Genomic DNA, 17556 nt, shown 5'->3' with positions numbered 1-17556 from the left:
CCTCCAGGGTACGGGTCGCCGGGAACCGAACGCTCGCGGATATGCGTTGACGATCACATGGGGAACAACGGGAGCACCCGGGGCGCGCGAAAGCCCTCGGGAAAGTCTTCGGGCTCGACTTCGGGCTCGACTTCGCGGAAGAAGCCGGCGAGCGGCGTCAGCCGGCGCGCGCTGCTGATCGGCGGAGGTGCGGTGGCGGCCGCCGGTACCGCCGCCGTGCTCGCGCGCGACCGGGTCAAGCGCCTGTGGTGGCAGGTGCCCGGGGTGGAGAAGCCCCGGAAGCCGGGCGAGCTGGACTACGCGGGGGCGACCTGGGTGGCCGCGTCGGAGGCGAACTGGCGGCGGGCGGACCGGCCGGACGACTTCACGATCGACCGCGTGATCATCCACGTCACCCAGGGCAGCTTCGCCAGTGCGGTGCGGGTGTTCCAGGACCCCGGCCACCAGGCCGCTACGCACTACATCGTGGGGCAGGACGGGCGGGTGGTGCAGATGATCCGCGAGCTCGACGTGGCCTACCAGGCGGGCGACCGCGCGTACAACGAGCGCGGCGTCGGCATCGAGCACGAGGGGTTCGTGGACCGGCCGAAGGACCTCACGAAGGCGATGTACGAGTCCTCGGCGCGGCTCACGGCGTCGATCTGCGCGCGGCACGGCATACCCGTCGACCGGGAGCACATCATCGGGCACGTGGAGGTGCCGGGAACCGACCACACGGATCCGGGCCCGCACTGGGACTGGGACCGGTACCTGGAGCTGGTGCGCCGGGCCGCGACGGCACCGCCCAGCCCTTCCCCGACGCCGTCGGCGAAGGCGTAGCGGCGCCCGACGGCTCACGGGCGTCCGGCTGAGCCCCGCCGTCAGCTGAGCCCGGCCGTCCTCGCCCGCTCCACCGCCGGGCCGATCGCCTCGGCCAGCGCCTTCACGTCGTCCTCGGTCGAGGTGTGGCCGAGCGAGAAGCGCAGGGTGCCCCGGGCCAGCTCCGGATCGGTGCCGGTGGCGAGCAGGACGTGGCTGGGCTGGGCGATCCCGGCGGTGCAGGCGGAGCCGGTGGAGCATTCGATGCCCTGGGCGTCCAGCAGCAGGAGGAGGGAGTCGCCCTCGCAGCCCGGGAAGCTGAAGTGGGCGTTGGCCGGGAGGCGTCCGGCCGGATCCGGGTCGCCGCCGAGCACGGCGTCCGGCACGGCACGGCGCACGGCGGCCACGAGGTCGTCGCGCAGGGAGCCGACGCGCCGGGCGAACTGCTCGCGCCGCTCGGCCGCCAGCCGTCCGGCGACCGCGAAGGAGGCGACGGCGGGCACGTCCAGGGTGCCGGAGCGCACATGCCGCTCCTGGCCGCCGCCGTGCAGGACGGGCACGGGGGTGTGATCGCGGCCCAGCAGCAGCGCGCCGATGCCGAACGGACCGCCGATCTTGTGCCCGCTGACCGTCATCGCGGCCAGCCCGGAGCGGGCGAAGTCGACCTCCAGCTGGCCGAAGGCCTGGACCGCGTCGGCGTGCATGGGGATGGAGAACTCGGCCGCCACCGCCGCCAGTTCTCGGACCGGCATGATGGTGCCGATCTCGTTGTTGGCCCACATCACGGTGATCATCGCGATGTCGTCGGGGTCGCGGAGGATCGCCTCGCGCAGGTCTTCGGGGTGGACCCGGCCGTGGCGGTCGACCGGGAGGTAGTCGACGGTCGCTCCCTCGTGCTCCGCGAGCCAGTCGACGGCGTCCAGGACGGCGTGGTGCTCGACGGGGCCGGCGAGGACCCGGGTGCGGCGGGGGTCGGCGTCGCGCCGGGACCAGTAGAGGCCCTTCACCGCGAGGTTGTCGGCCTCCGTCCCCCCGGAGGTGAGAACCACCTCGCTGGGGCGTGCGCCGAGGGCGTCGGCGAGTGCCTCTCTGGACTCCTCGACGGTACGGCGGGCCCGGCGTCCGGCGGCGTGCAGTGAGGACGCGTTGCCGGTGGCGGAGAGCTGGGCGGTCATCGCCTCGATCGCTTCGGGAAGCATCGGGGTGGTCGCGGCGTGGTCGAGGTAAGCCATGGTGGAGCCGATTCTACGAGCCCGGGGTGGGGCGCATGTCGGGCGCGTCACGGGCAGGCCCCCGCGCACGCCCGCGGACGCCCGGCCCCGGGCGCGGTGGGCCGGCCCGGAGGCCGGCGGGAAGCCCGGCCCGGAGCCCGGTCCGGTACGGGGGAGGGCGGCTCGCGGGGCCGCGTCGGGGTCGTGCGTCAGCCGCCGAGACTCCAGGAGAGCGTGCCGTTGACGGTGACCAGGACGGCGAGCACGGCGAGGTCGGCGATGCCCAGGGCGAGTCCCAGGCGGGCGCGTCCCGGGCGGCTGGTGCGGCGGGCCAGGGCCAGCAGGGCCATGACGATCGCGGTCGGCCCGAGCAGGACGTTGAAGACCAGCAGCCCGACGAGGCCGAGGACGAACGAGGCGACGGCCAGACCGTCCGCCTCCCGGCCCATGGCCCGGGGGGCGACGGCGGCACCCGTACCCGCGACGGGGGCGGGGGCGGAAGCCACGCCCGTCTCGGCACGGTTATCGGTCATGGCGCCGGTACCGGCCTGGGAATCGGCATCGGCCGCGCGGTGGGCGACGTCGGTGGGGGGCATGGTGCGAGCTCCTTCGGATCGGTCCGGGGCACGGCAGGCTCGGCGGGTGCGGGTGCGGGTGCGGGAGCGAGGCCGGGTACGGCAGTCGGGTCAGCGGGGGCGGCGCGGCGCGCGCTCGCGCACGGCGAAGATCAGCAGCCAGCAGCCGATCACGGTCGCGGCGGCCAGGGAGAGCGGCAGCGGGACATGGGCGACCGTCCCGAGGACGATGCCCAGCAGAAACAGCGCGGCGACGAGGACGAGCACGGCGGAACCTCTCTGTGCGGCGACGGGAGCCGTTCGGCAGGTGCGGGGAAACCATTCAGAGTACGAGTGTTCACTGACTTTCGAGTCTAAACCCCCGACCCCTACCTCGACCCGGAGAACGGTTGTTTACTGAATGGCATGAGTCACACCCCCACCGGAGCCCGCCAGGCCCAGAAGCTCAGGACGCGCCAGTCCCTCCTGGACGCGGCGCTCGCCCTGCTGGAGCACCAGAGCCTGAGCAGCCTGGGGCTGCGGGAGGTCACCCGGGCCGCCGGGGTCACCCCGACGGCCTTCTACCGGCACTTCGAGGACACCGCCGCGCTCGGCGTGGCCCTGGTCGAGGAGACCCTGGGCAGCCTGCACGGGCTCATCGGCGCGGTGCTCGCGGAGACGGGTGACAGCGAGGAACGGCTGGACCGCAGCGTGGAGGTGATAGCGCGTCATGTCGGCGCGCAGCCGGCGCACTTCCGGTTCATCGCCCGTGAGCAGCACGGCGGCGTGGGACCGGTGCGCACGGCCATCGCCGCCCAACTGCTGCGGTTCGCGGAGGAGGTGGCGCTTGCGCTGCGCGAGGAGCCGGGGTCGGCCGGGTGGAGCACGGAGGACCTGCTGATGCTGGGCGGCCTCTACGTGGACCACATGGTGATCACCGCTTCGGCCCTGCTGGAGGCGGGTCCGGCGGGCGAGCGGGAGGTCGTCCGGGTGGCCCGGCGTCGGCTGCGGCTGGTCTCGATCGGCCGCGAGCACTGGCTGGACGGGAGACAGCCGCTCGACCCTCCGGTAACAGCTTGACCCTCCCGTAACAGGAGGCCCTACGGTCCCCGGGTATGAAGATCGTCGTCCATGACACCGCCTCCGCCCACCTCGACCTCCTGCGCCGCCCCGTGGCCCAACGACCCGGCGCCCTGGGCGAGATGCTCGCCCCGTTGCAGGAGGTGATGGGCCGGGTGGGGGTCGGGGACCTCGTCGAGAGGCACCGCGCGGGCAGCGGGTTCCCGCTCGACCGGGACGACTCCCGCCACCGGGAGGCCCTGGAGCGGATGCGGGAGGCCCGGGTGTGGCAGCGGATCGAGGATTCCCTCGCCGCCGCGCGGGAGCGGCTGGGCGCGGCGGCGCCCGATGCGCGGACCGCCGGCACCGTGCACGTGGTCCTGGTGCTCGGCGACCCGGACGACCCGATGATGCGCCTCAACCAGGGCTACTTCGGCATCGGCGGTATTCCGGGCGCGATCCTGCTGATGATGTGGCCCACCGCGACCGGCCTCGCCAAGATCGAGCACGCCGCCGCCCACGAGCTGCACCACAACGTCCGCTACGCCAACGTGGACTGGGACCCGATGGCGGTCACCGTCGGCGAGCAGGTCGTGGCCGAGGGGCTGGCCGAGGCCTTCGTACGGGAGCTGGCGGGCGAGGGCGCCATGGGCCCCTGGGCGACCTCGCTGTCCGGCGCGGAGCTGGACGACGCCTGCGCGAAGGTCGCGGCCGGGATCGACGTGGCGGGCATGCAGAACCTGTCCCCGTACGTGTTCGGCGACCGCACCGCCCTCCAGATGGGTCAGCAGCCGGTCGGGCTGCCGGACTTCGCCGGCTACGCGGCCGGGCTGCGCTTCGCCGACGCCCACCTCGCGGCCTCCGGGCTGACCGCCGCCGCGAGCGTCGCCCTGCCCGCGCGCGAGGTTCTCCGACACGCGGGCGTCGCGACCATCGCGTGACCCGGCCCGGGGGCCTCCGACTCCGGTTCCGGGAGACTGGACCGATGAGGAGCGAGGACCGGGGCCCCGAGGTACCGCCCGCCGACGGCCTGACCGTCGGCCGGACGGCCGGGCTCGTCGGGGTCAGTGTGAAGACGCTGCACCATTGGGACGCGATCGGCCTGGTGCGGCCGGGCGGGCGTACGAGGGCCGGGTACCGGGTGTACGGGGACGACGACGTCGCCCGGCTCCACCGGGTCCTCGTCTACCGGGAGATCGGCATCCCGCTCGCCGCGATCGGGCGCCTCCTGGACGACCCGGAGGTCGACGCGCGCGAGCATCTGCGGCGGCAGCGGGGGCAGCTCGCGGAGCGGATCTCCCGGCTGGAGCGGATGGTGGGCGCGGTGGACCGCATGTTGCTGGAGTCGAAGCCGGGGATCCGGCTGACGCCCGAGGAACAAGTGGAGATCTTCGGGGCCGACTGGGAGCCCGCCCGGACCGAGGAGGCCGAGGAGCGCTGGGGCGGCACGGAGCAGTGGGCGCAGTACGCGGAGCGGGCGGCCCGGATGAGCCGCGAGGACTGGAAGGACGTGGCGGCGGCGGTCGAGGCCCTGAACGCGGACCTCGCCACCGCGTACCGTACGGGTGTGGCTCCCGGGTCGAGGGTCGCGGACGCCCTCGCGGAGCGGCACCGCGCGCAGATCTCGACGTATTTCGACTGCACGTACGCCATGCAGGTCTGCATCGGCCGGACGTATGCCACCGACCCCGGCTACGTCGCGCACTACGACGCGATCGCGCCGGGACTCGGCGACTGGCTGTGCGAGGTGATCGCCGCGAACGCCGGGGCCCACGGCGTCGATCCGGAGTCCGCGGTCTGGGAGTGAAGGGCCGTCAGGCGGTGCGCGGCGCCTTGGCCAGCTGGCGGGACTGGGCGACGAGACGGTCGGCGCTGTCCCAGACCTCCGCGTCCTCCTCCAGGAAGCCGCCCGCGAGGTTGCGGGTGGTGATGGAGACGCGCAGCGGGCCCGGGGCGGGGCGGCAGCGGATGTGGGCGGTCAGCTCGACGGTGGGGGTCCAGCCGGACAGGCCCAGCTCGAACGAGGTCGGCGGCAGGGCGTCCACCGTCAGCAGCAGCGACAGCGGGTCCGGGTCGCGGCCGTCGGCCAGGCCGAACCAGCCGCGCATCTCGCCCTTGCCGGACGGGGCTCCGACGGCCCAGCCGACGGTCGCCGGGTCGAGCTTGATGTCCAGGCGGTCGGTGATGGCGGAGCTGCCGGGAATCCTCGGCGCGCCGTCGCTCGGGCCGAGGCAGCGGGCCCGGTCGGGCATGGCCGGCGGCAGGGCCGTCGTGCGGACGTCGTCGGGGAGGGCGTCCAGGTCTCCGTAGGTGGCCAGGACCCGGATGCGCTCGATCTCGCTGCCGTCCTCGGCGTACTGGAAGAGGGAGGCCTGGCCCGTGGAGAGGGTGCGGCCGGTGCGGACGACCTGGGTGCGGATCACGGCGGGGCCGGGCGCGGAGGCGGTGAGGTAGTGCGCCGAGACGGAGAACGGGTCGGAGTGCGGCAGCGCCTCGCCCAGGGCCCGGCCGAGCAGGGCCAGCAGATAACCGCCGTTGACGGCGTGGATGATGGTCCAGCCCGCGGAGAGCTCGGCGTCGTAGACCCCGTCCTCGCGCAGGGTGACCGCGGTGTCCCGGTCGAACTCGCTGTCGCCGATGGTTGCCCGTGCGGTCTGCGCCGCCTCAGTCGCTGCCTGTGCCATGGCATGCACGGTACATGGATCTGACTACTGAGCGGTAGCTTTATGGGGGTCGGATCACCGCGCGGAAGATCCTAGGTGGCCGCCGGGCCCTCCTCGGCGCGGGCGGAGGAGCGGTTGTACGCGCGGGGCGCCCGCCAGTGGAAGCGCAGCGCCAGCAGTCGCAGGGCGAACGCGGCGATCACCGCCATTCCGCTGGTCAGCGCGTTGAGGGTGTCGAAGCGGATGCACAGGGCGACCATGGTCGCGCCGACGATCGCGGGCACCGCGTACAGGTCGCGGTCCCAGCGCAACAGGGAGGGCACCTCGTTGGCCAGCACGTCGCGCAGCACACCGCCACCGACCGCGGTGGCCAGGCCCAGCGCCGCCGACGCGGTGAGCCCGAGGCCGTACTCGTACGCCTTCACCGTGCCGGTCACGCAGAACAGGCCGAGCCCCGCCGCGTCGAAGACGTTGACGCCGGCCTGGATGCGCTCCACGTGCGGGTGGAGGAAGAAGACCAGGACGGCGGCGAACAGCGGGGTGGTGAAGTAGCCGAGGTCGGTGAAGGCGGCGGGTGGGATCGCGCCGATCATCACGTCACGGAACAGCCCTCCGCCCAGCGCTGTCACCTCCGCGAGAACCGCGATGCCGAAGACGTCGAAGTTCTTGCGGACGGCGAGCAGGGCGCCCGAGATCGCGAAGACGAAGATCCCGACGAGGTCGAGCGCATGCTGGACGGAGGGCGTGAACAGTTCGGTGAGCACCGGGCAATTGTGCCGGTGCCGGGCGCTCCCTAGGCCTTCGGGCCGCCCTCCGTCCGTTCCGTGGCGTCCGCGGCCTTCTCGGTGCCGACCGCAGCCCTCTCCGTGGTGTCCGCGGCCTTCTCGGTGGCCTCCGCGTCGGCCTGGGCCGGTACGGTCGCGGGCTCCTTCGCGGGAACCCCGGCCTCGCTCTCCGCGGTCTCCACCGCTTCGGCCGCCACCTCTTCCGTGCCGATGACCGCCTCGATGCCCGTGGCCAGGGTCTGCTTCACCGTCCCGGCCTCGATCTCGGCCGTGAAGTGGCAGGCCACCTTGTGCCCGTCGCCGGTGTCCAGCAGCGGCGGGCGCTCCGTGGCGCACTTGGTCTCCTGCACCCACGGGCAGCGGGTGTGGAACCGGCAGCCGGCCGGCGGGTTCGCCGGGGAGGGGAGGTCACCGTGGAGGAGGATCCGCTCGCGGCGGTCCTCGACCTCGGGGTCGGGCACCGGGACCGCCGACATCAGCGCCTTGGTGTACGGGTGCCGGGGCCCCGCGTACAGCGCGTCGCTCGGGGCCTCCTCGACGAGCCCGCCGAGGTACATCACCCCGATGACGTCCGAGATGTGCCGGACCACGGCGAGGTCGTGCGCGATGACCAGATAGGTCAGGCCGAGGGACTCCTGGAGCTCCTCCAGCAGGTTGATCACCTGCGCCTGGACCGAGACGTCCAGCGCGGAGACCGGCTCGTCGCAGATGATCACGTCCGGCTCCAACACCAGCGCGCGGGCGATGCCGATGCGCTGGCGCTGGCCGCCGGAGAACTCGTGCGGGTAGCGGGACATCGCGTTGGACGGCAGGCCGACCTTGGCGAGGATGGACTCGATCTTCTTCCGGCGCTCCGCCGCGTCCTTCCCGATGCCGTGGGCTGCCATGCCCTCGGCGAGGATGGACTCGATGTTCTGCCGGGGGTTGAGGCTTCCCAGCGGGTCCTGGAAGACCATCTGGAGGCGGCGGCGGAAGGCCCGCATCTCCTCGGAGGGCAGCTTCGCCAGGTCGGTGCCGTCGAAGACGACCGCGCCCTCGGTGATGTCGTTCAGCCGCAGGACCGCACGGCCGAGCGTCGTCTTGCCGCAGCCCGACTCGCCGACCAGCCCGTACGTCTGACCGGCCTCGACGCTCAGCGAGACGCCGTCGACCGCGTAGACGTGGCCCACCGTACGGTCGAAGAGGAGGCCCTTCTTGACCGGGAAGTGGACTTTGACGCCGTCCAGTTCGAGAAGGCTCATGCCGGGACCTCCGCCTCGGGCAGGACCGGGTTGAGGCAGCGCACCTGGTGTCCGGCCGTGCGTGGTTCGGTCAGTTCGGGAGTGCCGGTGAGGCACTCCATCGTGTAGTGGTCGCACCGGGGTGCGAACGCGCAGCCGTCGGCCCAGGCGATCTTGTCGTTGATGGACCCGCGGATCGGGCGCAACGGCTCGCCGCGCGGCGCGTCCAGCCGCGGGATGGAGCCGAGCAGCCCGTGCGCGTACGGATGGGTGGGGTGGGCGAACAGCTCGCGGCGGCCCGCCGATTCCACCGCCCGTCCCGCGTACAGGACGTTGACCTCGTCGCAGAGGCCGGCGACGACGCCGAGGTCGTGCGTGATCATCAGCAGGGCGGTGCCCTCCTGGTCGACCAGCTCCTTCAGGAGCTCCAGGATCTGCGCCTGGATGGTCACGTCCAGCGCGGTCGTCGGCTCGTCGGCGATCAGCAGCCGGGGCGCGCAGGCGACCGCCATGGCGATCAGCGCCCGCTGGCGCATACCGCCGGAGAGCTGGTGCGGGTACTCCTTGAGCCGCCGGTCCGGGTCGGGGATGCCGACCCGGTCGAGCAGGGACGCGGCTTCCTTGCGGGCCTTCTCGCCCTTCAGCCCGCGGTGGCGCTGGAGGATCTCGGTGACCTGGATCCCGATGGGGACGACCGGGTTCAGCGAGGAGAGCGGATCCTGGAAGATCATCGCCAGCTGGCTGCCGCGCAGGTCGCGGAGCTTGCGCTCGTTCATGGTCAGCAGGTTCTGGCCGTCGAACTCGGCACGGCCGCCGACGCGCACGCCCTTGCGGGGCAGCAGCCCCATCAGGGCGAGCGAGGTGACGGACTTGCCGCAGCCCGACTCGCCGACCAGGCCCACGACCTGGCCCTGGTCGACCTCGAAGGAGACACCGTCCACGGCCGTGGCGTCCTTGCGGCCGCGGGCGGTGAAGGTGACGCTGAGTTCCTCAACGGAGAGCAGTGACATGGGACTTCAGCCTCGCAACTTCGGGTCGAGGGCTTCGCGCATGGCCTCGCCGAGCAGGGTGAAGCCGAGGGCGGTGATGATGATCCCGACGGCCGGGTAGGCGGCCATCATCGGCTCGTTGTCGAAGAAGCGCTGCGCCTGGGAGAGCATCACGCCCCACTCGGGAACGGCCGGGTCGGGGTTGCCGAGGCCCAGGTAGGAGAGGGCCGCGGCCTCGATGATCGCGGTGGCCAGGCTCAGCGTGGCCTGGACGATCACCGGGCTCAGCGAGTTCGGCAGGATCTGCGTGAGCACGATCCGCTTGCGCCGGATGCCGACCGCCTTCGCGGCGAGCACGTAGTCCGCGCCGCCCTGGACCAGCATCGAACCGCGCAGCAGGCGGGCGAAGATGGGGATCTGGACGACACCCACGGCGATCATCACGGTGGTCAGCGACTGGCCGAGGACCGCGGCGATGGAGACCGCGAGCAGCAGCGAGGGCAGCGACAGCATGATGTCGGTGAAACGCATGATCACGGTGTCGACGCGCTGGCCGACCTTGCCGCCGAGGGTGGCGGCGGCTCCGGAGCCCACACCGACCAGCGCGCCGATGATCAGCCCGATCAGCATGGAGACGACACCGACGAGCAGCGTCTGCCGGGCCCCGACGAGCCAGCGGGAGAACATGTCGCGGCCCAGGTGGTCCAGGCCGAACCAGTTCTCGCCGCGCATGCCGATGAACTTGCCCTGGTTGGGGAAGACCTCGCTGCGCCAGTTCTGCGCGGTGGCTCCGTGCGGGGCCAGCATCGGTCCGACGATGGCGACGAGAACGAACGTGGCGATGATCGCCGCGCCGATGATCGCCATCTTGCTGGAGCGCATGCGGCGGAACGCCTCGCGCCACAGGCTGGTGCCGGTGACGGTCTCGGAGCTCTGGGTGAGCTCGGCGAGACGGTCGATCTTGTCTGCTTTGTTGGTCAGGATCGTCACGTCAGTGCACCCGCACTCTCGGGTCGATGATGCTGTACGCGAGGTCGACCAGCAGGTTGATCAGCACGTACACCATCGCGATGAAGAGAATGAACCCGACGAGGACCGGGTAGTCGCGGCCGTCGATCGCGGTACGGATGAAGGAGCCGATGCCGCCGAAGTCGAAGACGGACTCGGTGAGCACCGCACCGGAGAGCAGGCTGCCGGTCAGCAGGCCGACCGCGGTGATCACGGGCAGCAGGGCGTTGCGCAGTACGTGGCGCCCGCGGACGGTCTTCTTGTCGAGGCCCTTGGACTCGGCGGTGCGGATGTAGTCCTCGCCGAGTACCTCCAGGACGCTGGCGCGGGTCATCCGGACGATGACGGCGAGCGGGATCGAGGCGAGGGCGACGGCGGGCAGGACCAGGTGCATGAGCGCGTCCCAGCTGGCGTCGAACTCGCCTGTCAACAGGCCGTCCAGGACCGCGAATCCGGTGACGTCGGTGGCGTTGATGCCGGTGTCGAGCCGGCCCTGGCTCGGGAACCAGCCCAGCTCCACGGAGAAGATCCCGCGCAGCAGCATGGCCAGGAAGAAGACCGGGATGCAGATGCCGAGCAGCGATCCGGAGACGGAGGCGACGTCCAGCCAGCCACCGCGGTGCTTGGCCGCCAGGTAGCCCATCGGGATGCCCACGACCACGGCGATCAGGATCGCGGCGACGCTGAGCTCCACGGTGGCCGGGAAGCGCAGGGTGAATTCGTCCCACACCGGCTGGCCGGTCTGGGTGGAGGTTCCGAGGTCGAGCTCGAAGATGCGCTTGAGGAACCGCCAGTACTGGACGTGGACCGGCTCGTCGAGCCCGAGTGCCCTGTTGATTCTCGCTACTTCGGCTTCGGTGGCCCGCTCGCCCAGGATCGCTGAGGCGGGTCCGCCGGGCAGTCGGTTCAGCCAGAGGAACAGCAGGACCGACAGGCCGAGCAGGGTGGGAATGAGCTGGAGAAGTCTTCTGACGACGAGTCGCAGCACCCCGCATGCCCCTTTCTCACGTGCGTCGATGCGGGTCCGCCCGGCCACCTGGTTGCTGTGGCCGGGCGGACCCGCTGGTGTGCGATTACTTGAAGGAGACCTCGGCGAAGTTCTCCTGTGTCAGCGGGGAGACCTTCGGCGGGTTGACGTTCTTGGCGAACGCGATGGCCGGCGGCGACGACGAGATCGGCACGCCCGGGACGTACTCCGCGATCGCCTCGTTGGCCTTCTGGTACGCCGCGGTGCGGGCGGCCGGGTCGGTGACCTTGGAAGCGGCGTTCACGGCGTCGAAGACCTTCTGGTCCTTGAAGCCCCACTGCTTGTCGGGCCCGGCGAACCAGGTGCCGATGAAGTTGTAGCCGTCGTTGAAGTCACCGGTCCAGCCGAGCATGTGCAGGGCGCAGGAGCCCGCCTCGGTGGCGTCCAGGTAGTCCGGGGCCCACTTCATGGCCTTCGGCTTGACGGTGATGCCGGCCTTCTCCAGGTCGGCCTTCATCAGCTCGAACATGTCCTGCGGGGCGGGCATGTAGGGACGGGTGACCTCGGTCGGGTAGCAGAAGTCGATGGTGAGCTTCTCCGCACCGGCCTGCTTGAGGAGGTCCTTCGCCTTGGCGGTGTCGAACGGGTACGTCTTCACCTTGTCCGAGTAGCCGGCGACCGTGTCGGGCATGAACTGGGTCGCGACCTTGCCGCCCTCGGGCAGCTGGGTGTTGACGAGGTTCTCGCGGTCGATGGCGTGCGTGATCGCCTGACGGACCTCGGGCTTCTTCAGCGCCGGGTTCGCCGACTGGCTCATGCCGAGGTAGAAGATGTTGAAGACGTCACGGGTCGGGACCTCGTAACCCTCCTTCTCCAGCGTCGTCACATCGGCCGGCGCGACCAGGTCGTAGCCGTCGATGTCGCCCGCCTGGAGCGCCTGGCGGCGGGTCTCCTCGGTGGAGATGGTGCGGAAGACCAGGTTCTTCACCTTGGCCTTGTCGCCCCAGTAGCCGTCGAAGCGCGTGAGGGAGACTTCCTTGTTCCCCTTGTTCCACTTCGTGATCTTGTACGGGCCGGTGCCGGCGACCGTGCCGGCCTCCTGGCTGTACTTGGGGTACGTGATCGCGTCGCCCTTGGCGCTCGCGTCCTGCTTCTCGTACTCCTTGATGGCCTTCGGCGAGTGGATCGCCAGCGCCTGGAGCGAGAACCCGCCCGGCAGGTTCGCCGAGGGCTCGTTCACCTCGATGACGGCCGTGTTGTCGTCCTTGGCGGTGCAGGACTTGTAGTTGGGCTTGGGCGCCTCGGCGTCCTCGTTCTTCGCGAACCCGCCCATGATGGTCTGCCAGTAGTAGGAGACCGCGCTGGACTGGTACGTGCCCTTCCAGTTGAACCAGTGGTCGTAGTTCGCGCAGACCGCGGCGGCGTTGAACGCCTCGCCGTCGTGGAACTTCACGCCCTGGCGCAGGTTGAACGTCCAGACCTTGCCGGCCGGATCGCTCGACCACTTCTCGGCGAGGCCGCCGACGAGCTTGCTCCCACCGGGCTCGTGCTCCAGGAGCGCCTCGAAGGCCTGACGGGTGACGCGGAACGTCTCGCCGTCGCTCGCGAGGGCCGGGTCGAGGGAACCGGGGTCACCGGCTCCGGCGAAGACGAAGGTGTCCTTGTCGCCCCCCTTGGAGCCGCCCTCGTCCCGCTCGCTGGAACAGCCCGTGGCGATCAGAGCGACAGCGACCGCTGTCGTGACCGCCCGGACAGCCCGGGACTTGAATATTCGCATGGGTCCACCCCTGGTTCGCCATGTGGTGAGGTTTGATGGCCGCACACTACAGACGGTGCCTGCCGCAAGAGAACAGTCCGGATAGCGGTGAGACCTAGTCGAGACCCGGACAGTTAACAAACCGCCCAGTTCCGGGACATCCTCACGGGGGAAGTCAACAAGCCGGACATCGAGGGGCGTTCGACGGAGCGTGACCGAGTGCCGAGGGCGCGCCCGACCACTCGGCCCTGATCCAGGGACCGGACGGCTGCGACAGCTTCCCCCTCACGCTTCCGCTCATCAGTTCACACGCTCAGGTGTACGACAGGGAGTTCCGCAGGGCGCGGAGTGCGCGAACAGAGGTGGGGTCCGGGAAGGGTGGAGGCCCTGGCCGAGTGCCCGGCCGGCCGTCACCTCGGGGCTCAGCGGGGCTGGGGCGGGTAGCCGTAGCCGGGGGCGGCGAGGGGCGGCGGACCGGCGGGGGCATGGGCCTCGCGGTCGTAGAAGGGGCGGGCGTTCGCGCGCAGCCACATGCCGACCGGGTCGTACTCGTCGGACAGGGCGACGGTGGAGACGGGCAGCCCCTCGGGGACCGCGCCGACCGACTGCCGCATCATCTCCCGCACCGATTCGACGGAGGCGCGGCCGGTGTCGTAGAGGTCGAGGCCGATCGCGAGATACGGGACGCCGACCGCGGGATGCACCCAGGCGCGGCGCAGGGAGCGGATCGCGGGGGTGCGGTGGGCGTTCTGGGTGAGCAGGGCGTAGAACTGGGGGAGTTCGATGGCGGGGTCGGAGAGCCGGAGCGGTCCGGCGGGCAACCGGTCCAGGCCCGTGGCGATGCGCCGCAGGTCGAGCCAGGGAATGCCGACGCCGCCGCCGGGGGCGTGCGGATTGAGCCAGATGCCCCAGCGGTCGGGGAACAGGGCGCGGGCGATGTCGCGTCCGGTGACCAGCTCGTGGGCCCGGTTCCAGCCACTGGCGGAGAGCTCCTGGGCGGAGGTGACGCAGGGGGCGTAGCCCAGGCCGTCGATCTCCATGTTCCCGTACTGGGCGTCCGGTGAGCCGGCCCTGCCGTGCCAGAGCAGCATCCAGATCCGGCCCTCGGCGACCGAGGCGAGCAGCGCCTCGTAGGCGTCGTAACGCCCGGGGGTCACCTGGCGCAGCATGTGCTCGACCTTCCCGGCCGCCGCAGTGCCTGACGCACTCACCCTGGGTTCCGCCCCTCGTCGATCCGTCGCGTGTCGATCCGTCGCGTTCGCGCCGTCGCTCCCGGGCGCACGGGAGCGACCACGCCATCAAACCAGCTTATGCGCCACTTCTGACACCGACTTGACGCCACGGTCCGGCGGCACCGTCGCCCGGCCGCCCACCCTGGTCGTCCGTGGGCGTCGTACCGGTGGGTCAGTGGCCCTCGCGCCGGTAGAACGGACGCACCTTCTCCCGCATCCAGTCGCCGACGAGGTCCTCCGCCACATCCAGCAGGACCAGGTTGACCGGCCACGGCACCTGGATCCGGCCGAGCGCGCGGCCGATGGCGTCCATGGGCGCGCTCTGTCCCGCGCCGTCCCAGGTGGCGAACTCGACGCCGACGAAGAGGACCGGGTCGCCGCCCTCGATGCTGGCCAACGCCCTGCGTGCGGTGCTCACCACCGCGGAGGCCTCGAACTCCTCGGAGACCGCGGTGAGGAAGTCGACCGGGTCGTGCTGCCAGTCCGGCTCGAACAGCCGGACCCGGCCGCCGGTGGCGGGCCCGTCCAGGGCGGTACGGCCGGCCCGGCAGAGTTCGGCGACGGCGGGCGGCGGAAGCGGTATGCCGACCGCGCCGCCCGGATTCACGGCGATGCCGACCTGCGGGGGCAGGCCCCGGGCGAAGTCGCGGGCGGGGGCGACGGTGAAGGACATGTGGCCGCCGACGCAGCTGAGGAACTGGGCCTCGGAGCTGAAGACGGGGACGAAGGCCGCGCCGTCGATCTCCATCATCGGCAGGTCGAGGTCCGCGCTGGCGGGGGTGCCGCCGTTCGGCAGCGGCACCCAGACGGAGCTGCGGCCGAGCACTTCGACGAGGCGGCCGCCCGCGTCGGGGACGCCGAGCGAGGCCGTCAGCACCTCTTCGAGCTCGTTGGCGGGCCACCCCTGCTGGGGGTGTGCCGGTGCGGGTGCCGGAATGTCCACTGCCTCTGTGCCCTCTCTCCACCGCCTCGGCCGCGCCCGGCGGCCTCTGCTCCGGCCAGCACCTTAACCGTCAGCGGGCGGTGGAGGCCTCGGCGGCCGTGAAGGAGATCCGGTCGAGCGCTCCCGCGGCCTCGCGGTCCAGCAGCACCGCGGAGGTGCAGCCGGCGGGCAGCAGCCCCTGCTCGGTGTCGCGGAGCAGCCGGGCGACCGCGTGCCGGTGGCGGGCGAAGGCATAGCCGGAGACGCCGCGCCCCCGCTCGCGCTGCCCCTGCCGTGCCACCTCGGGCGTCACGTCGAGCAGGATCAGATGGAGGGTGCGGCCCCGGCTCACGGCGTGCCGGGCGAGCCAGCGGCGTACCCACGTCTGGGTGCCGCAGTCGTGCACGACGACGGATTCACCGGAGCGCAGGGCGTTCCAGAGGCCGAGGTAGTGCGCGGCGCGGACCAGGGGGCGGTAGAGGGCGTAGGGCAGTAAGCGGGGCAGGGCGGCGGCCCAGCTGTCGCGGGTGTTCTGGGAGTCGATGGCGCGGCCCTGTGCGGCCCGCCGGATGAGGGTCGACTTCCCGCTGCCGGGGAGCCCGGAGACCACGACGACGTCACCGGCGGGGAGGTCGAGGCTGTACGGGCCGCAGGCGGTGCGCCCGCGCAGGTCGCGTACCACCGGCGCACCCTCCGGCAGCAGCTCCCGCGCGGGAGCGCCGGGCTGTGCGGGCATCGCGCCGTGCGCGACCCCCGCGGTCGGTGCCGACCGCTGCAACGTCATCGCCCATCCCCCTGCCGTCGTGTCCCCCACGCCTGCCCCTGAAGTGTAAAGAAAAGGCAATGCGGCACAAGCGGCTTAGGGCCTGTCGTCGCCGTCTTCACCTGCGCGGGGGCCTGACCCCCCACTCTCCCCCCATGCATGCGATGATGACCCCGCCAACTGCATACCGGCCGTTCGAATCCGCGCGGGAGAGTTCCGGCCACAGTGTGAGCCGGGCGCCGAAGGAGCAAGATCCTCCCTTGAATCTCTCAGGCCCCGTACCGCGTGGATGAGGCAGATCTGAAAAGCGAGCCGTTCCGCGGCTCCACCCAAGGTGCAAGCCGAGCCCCCTGATCCGGGGCGCCCTCCAGGGCATACCCCGTCGGGGGCTATCGGCGAACCTCTCAGGTTCCGATGACAGATGGGGAGGATTCGTCCTGACGTCGTCATGCCCTGGAGCCGTATCCATGAGCACTGCCCCCCGTCTTACCGCCCTCGACGCACTGCACCGCTCGCTCGGCGCCACCATGACCGACTTCGCGGGCTGGGACATGCCCCTGCGGTACGCCAGTGAGCGCGACGAGCACCACGCCGTACGCACCCGGGCCGGTCTCTTCGACCTGTCGCACATGGGCGAGATCACCGTCACCGGGCCCGAGGCCGCCGCCTTCCTGAGCTACGCGCTGGTGGGCAACATCGCCACCATCGGCAACGGGCGGGCCCGCTACACGATGATCGTCCAGGAGGACGGCGGGATCGTCGACGACCTGATCGTCTACCGCTTGGGCGAGACCGAGGCCCCCGAGTACATGGTCGTCGCCAACGCGGGCAACGCGCAGGTCGTCCTGGACGCGCTGACCGCCCGGGTCGGCGGGTTCGACGCCGAGGTGCGCGACGACCGGGACGCGTACGCGCTGCTCGCGGTCCAGGGACCCGAGTCGCCCGCCATCATGAAGGCCGTCACCGACGCCGACCTGGACGGGCTGAAGTACTACGCGGGCCTCCCAGGCACGGTCGCCGGGGTTCCGGCGCTCATCGCCCGTACCGGCTACACCGGCGAGGACGGCTTCGAACTCTTCGTGGCGCCCGAGCACGCCGAGCAGCTGTGGCGGGCGCTGACCGAGGCCGGCGCCCCGCACGGCCTGATCCCCTGCGGGCTCTCCTGCCGGGACACGCTGCGCCTGGAGGCGGGCATGCCGCTGTACGGGCACGAGCTGACGACCGCGCTCACCCCGTTCGACGCGGGTCTGGGCCGGGTCGTGAAGTTCGAGAAGGAGGGCGACTTCGTCGGGCGCGAGGCCCTGACCGCCGCCGCCGAGCGCGCCGAGACCGCTCCGCCGCGCAAGCTGGTGGGTCTGGTCGCCGAGGGCCGCCGGGTCCCGCGCGCCGGTTTCCCGGTCGTGGCCGACGGCAAGGTGATCGGCGAGGTCACCTCCGGCGCCCCGTCCCCGACGCTGGGCAAGCCGATCGCCATGGCCTATGTGGACGCTGCCTTCGCCGCCCCGGGCACCGAGGGCGTGGGCGTGGACATCCGGGGCACGCACGAGCCGTACGAGGTCGTCGCGCTGCCGTTCTACAAGCGCCAGAAGTGATCCTCCGGAAGGACCGGCGGTAACCGGGCCTTCCCGC

18 protein-coding genes and 1 riboswitch are annotated in these 17556 nt (G+C 71.7%); of the genes, 5 read left to right on the top strand and 13 right to left on the bottom strand.

The window, feature by feature from the left end; all coding sequences use genetic code 11:
- The first annotated feature begins 57 nt into the window (after nucleotides 1-57).
- Entirely contained in the window at nucleotides 58-819 is a 762-nt protein-coding gene (locus ACH4RG_RS09680) for an N-acetylmuramoyl-L-alanine amidase (RefSeq protein ID WP_397924152.1), read from the top strand.
- A 41-nt stretch (nucleotides 820-860) separates the two neighbouring features.
- Here the strand turns inward: ACH4RG_RS09680 and ACH4RG_RS09675 are convergent, their stop codons facing one another.
- From ACH4RG_RS09675 to ACH4RG_RS09665, 3 genes are all read right to left on the bottom strand, one after another.
- The gene (locus ACH4RG_RS09675; protein WP_397924154.1) at nucleotides 861-2030 is read right to left on the bottom strand and encodes a cysteine desulfurase family protein; all 1170 of its coding nucleotides are present in this window, start codon (nucleotides 2028-2030) and stop codon (nucleotides 861-863) included.
- 188 nt (nucleotides 2031-2218) lie between these two features.
- On the bottom strand, nucleotides 2219-2605 hold the full coding sequence (locus ACH4RG_RS09670) for a hypothetical protein (RefSeq protein ID WP_397924156.1): 387 nt from the start codon (nucleotides 2603-2605) through the stop codon (nucleotides 2219-2221).
- Between the two features lie 90 nt (nucleotides 2606-2695).
- A complete protein-coding gene (locus tag ACH4RG_RS09665; protein ID WP_397924158.1) occupies nucleotides 2696-2851 on the bottom strand; it encodes a hypothetical protein in 156 nt (51 codons plus the stop codon).
- 138 nt (nucleotides 2852-2989) lie between these two features.
- Here ACH4RG_RS09665 and ACH4RG_RS09660 point away from each other — a divergent pair, with 138 nt between their 5' ends.
- The 3 genes from ACH4RG_RS09660 to ACH4RG_RS09650 are packed head-to-tail and all read left to right on the top strand — an operon-like array spanning nucleotide 2990 to nucleotide 5429.
- A complete protein-coding gene (locus ACH4RG_RS09660) occupies nucleotides 2990-3643 on the top strand; it encodes a TetR family transcriptional regulator (RefSeq protein WP_397924160.1) in 654 nt (217 codons plus the stop codon).
- 35 nt (nucleotides 3644-3678) lie between these two features.
- Nucleotides 3679-4563 carry a DUF2268 domain-containing protein gene (locus tag ACH4RG_RS09655; protein WP_397928827.1) on the top strand — a complete coding sequence of 295 codons (885 nt, stop codon included), beginning with the start codon at nucleotides 3679-3681 and terminating at the stop codon, nucleotides 4561-4563.
- 44 nt (nucleotides 4564-4607) lie between these two features.
- Nucleotides 4608-5429 (top strand): MerR family transcriptional regulator, encoded by an 822-nt coding sequence (locus ACH4RG_RS09650; protein ID WP_397924164.1) that lies wholly within the window; start codon nucleotides 4608-4610, stop codon nucleotides 5427-5429.
- A 7-nt stretch (nucleotides 5430-5436) separates the two neighbouring features.
- Here ACH4RG_RS09650 and ACH4RG_RS09645 read toward each other — a convergent pair whose 3' ends face one another.
- The 10 genes from ACH4RG_RS09645 to ACH4RG_RS09600 all read right to left on the bottom strand — a co-directional run bounded on the left by ACH4RG_RS09645 (nucleotide 5437) and on the right by ACH4RG_RS09600 (nucleotide 15948).
- On the bottom strand, nucleotides 5437-6306 hold the full coding sequence (locus ACH4RG_RS09645) for a thioesterase family protein (protein WP_397924166.1): 870 nt from the start codon (nucleotides 6304-6306) through the stop codon (nucleotides 5437-5439).
- Between the two features lie 71 nt (nucleotides 6307-6377).
- Nucleotides 6378-7049: a trimeric intracellular cation channel family protein gene (locus tag ACH4RG_RS09640; RefSeq protein WP_398539327.1), complete on the bottom strand. Its 672-nt coding sequence runs from the start codon at nucleotides 7047-7049 to the stop codon at nucleotides 6378-6380.
- Between the two features lie 29 nt (nucleotides 7050-7078).
- Nucleotides 7079-8311, bottom strand: coding sequence for an ABC transporter ATP-binding protein (locus ACH4RG_RS09635; protein WP_397924170.1), 1233 nt, complete (start codon nucleotides 8309-8311; stop codon nucleotides 7079-7081).
- Nucleotides 8308-9300 (bottom strand): ABC transporter ATP-binding protein, encoded by a 993-nt coding sequence (locus ACH4RG_RS09630; RefSeq protein ID WP_398539326.1) that lies wholly within the window; start codon nucleotides 9298-9300, stop codon nucleotides 8308-8310. Before ACH4RG_RS09630 ends, ACH4RG_RS09635 begins: the two co-directional genes overlap by 4 nt.
- Before the next feature lie 6 nt (nucleotides 9301-9306).
- Nucleotides 9307-10269: an ABC transporter permease gene (locus tag ACH4RG_RS09625; protein ID WP_397924174.1), complete on the bottom strand. Its 963-nt coding sequence runs from the start codon at nucleotides 10267-10269 to the stop codon at nucleotides 9307-9309.
- 1 nt (nucleotide 10270) lies between these two features.
- The gene (locus tag ACH4RG_RS09620) at nucleotides 10271-11275 is read right to left on the bottom strand and encodes an ABC transporter permease (RefSeq protein WP_018959983.1); all 1005 of its coding nucleotides are present in this window, start codon (nucleotides 11273-11275) and stop codon (nucleotides 10271-10273) included.
- A gap of 85 nt (nucleotides 11276-11360) precedes the next feature.
- Nucleotides 11361-13031 carry an ABC transporter substrate-binding protein gene (locus ACH4RG_RS09615; RefSeq protein ID WP_397928829.1) on the bottom strand — a complete coding sequence of 557 codons (1671 nt, stop codon included), beginning with the start codon at nucleotides 13029-13031 and terminating at the stop codon, nucleotides 11361-11363.
- A 401-nt stretch (nucleotides 13032-13432) separates the two neighbouring features.
- Nucleotides 13433-14221 carry an enhanced serine sensitivity protein SseB C-terminal domain-containing protein gene (locus ACH4RG_RS09610; RefSeq protein ID WP_398539325.1) on the bottom strand — a complete coding sequence of 263 codons (789 nt, stop codon included), beginning with the start codon at nucleotides 14219-14221 and terminating at the stop codon, nucleotides 13433-13435.
- A 193-nt stretch (nucleotides 14222-14414) separates the two neighbouring features.
- Nucleotides 14415-15185, bottom strand: a complete 771-nt coding sequence (locus ACH4RG_RS09605) for an enhanced serine sensitivity protein SseB (RefSeq protein WP_397924180.1) — start codon at nucleotides 15183-15185, stop codon at nucleotides 14415-14417.
- A 70-nt stretch (nucleotides 15186-15255) separates the two neighbouring features.
- On the bottom strand, nucleotides 15256-15948 hold the full coding sequence (locus ACH4RG_RS09600) for an AAA family ATPase (protein ID WP_397924182.1): 693 nt from the start codon (nucleotides 15946-15948) through the stop codon (nucleotides 15256-15258).
- Nucleotides 15949-16123: 175 nt separating this feature from the next.
- Nucleotides 16124-16221, top strand: a riboswitch (glycine riboswitch).
- 173 nt (nucleotides 16222-16394) lie between these two features.
- Between ACH4RG_RS09600 and gcvT the strand changes: the two genes are divergently transcribed.
- The gene (gene gcvT / locus ACH4RG_RS09595) at nucleotides 16395-17519 is read left to right on the top strand and encodes a glycine cleavage system aminomethyltransferase GcvT (protein ID WP_397924184.1); all 1125 of its coding nucleotides are present in this window, start codon (nucleotides 16395-16397) and stop codon (nucleotides 17517-17519) included.
- Nucleotides 17520-17556 lie beyond the last annotated feature (37 nt).

It is taken from the genome of Streptomyces sp. NPDC021019 (assembly GCF_044333295.1).
In the GTDB taxonomy this organism is placed as follows: domain Bacteria; phylum Actinomycetota; class Actinomycetes; order Streptomycetales; family Streptomycetaceae; genus Streptomyces.
Note: the sequence above shows the minus strand (reverse complement) of the source record. Positions and strands in the feature narration are given on the sequence as shown.

Excerpts from the sequence above, each read along its gene's own strand:
- ACH4RG_RS09680 (WP_397924152.1), top strand. The coding sequence starts at position 58 with ATGGGGAACAACGGGAGCACCCGGGGCGCGCGAAAGCCCTCGGGAAAG.
- ACH4RG_RS09675 (WP_397924154.1), bottom strand. The coding sequence starts at position 2,030 with ATGGCTTACCTCGACCACGCCGCGACCACCCCGATGCTTCCCGAAGCG.
- ACH4RG_RS09670 (WP_397924156.1), bottom strand. The coding sequence starts at position 2,605 with ATGCCCCCCACCGACGTCGCCCACCGCGCGGCCGATGCCGATTCCCAG.
- ACH4RG_RS09660 (WP_397924160.1), top strand. The coding sequence starts at position 2,990 with ATGAGTCACACCCCCACCGGAGCCCGCCAGGCCCAGAAGCTCAGGACG.
- ACH4RG_RS09655 (WP_397928827.1), top strand. The coding sequence starts at position 3,679 with ATGAAGATCGTCGTCCATGACACCGCCTCCGCCCACCTCGACCTCCTG.
- ACH4RG_RS09650 (WP_397924164.1), top strand. The coding sequence starts at position 4,608 with ATGAGGAGCGAGGACCGGGGCCCCGAGGTACCGCCCGCCGACGGCCTG.
- ACH4RG_RS09645 (WP_397924166.1), bottom strand. The coding sequence starts at position 6,306 with ATGGCACAGGCAGCGACTGAGGCGGCGCAGACCGCACGGGCAACCATC.
- ACH4RG_RS09635 (WP_397924170.1), bottom strand. The coding sequence starts at position 8,311 with ATGAGCCTTCTCGAACTGGACGGCGTCAAAGTCCACTTCCCGGTCAAG.
- ACH4RG_RS09630 (WP_398539326.1), bottom strand. The coding sequence starts at position 9,300 with ATGTCACTGCTCTCCGTTGAGGAACTCAGCGTCACCTTCACCGCCCGC.
- ACH4RG_RS09615 (WP_397928829.1), bottom strand. The coding sequence starts at position 13,031 with ATGCGAATATTCAAGTCCCGGGCTGTCCGGGCGGTCACGACAGCGGTC.
- ACH4RG_RS09600 (WP_397924182.1), bottom strand. The coding sequence starts at position 15,948 with ATGACGTTGCAGCGGTCGGCACCGACCGCGGGGGTCGCGCACGGCGCG.
- gcvT (WP_397924184.1), top strand. The coding sequence starts at position 16,395 with ATGAGCACTGCCCCCCGTCTTACCGCCCTCGACGCACTGCACCGCTCG.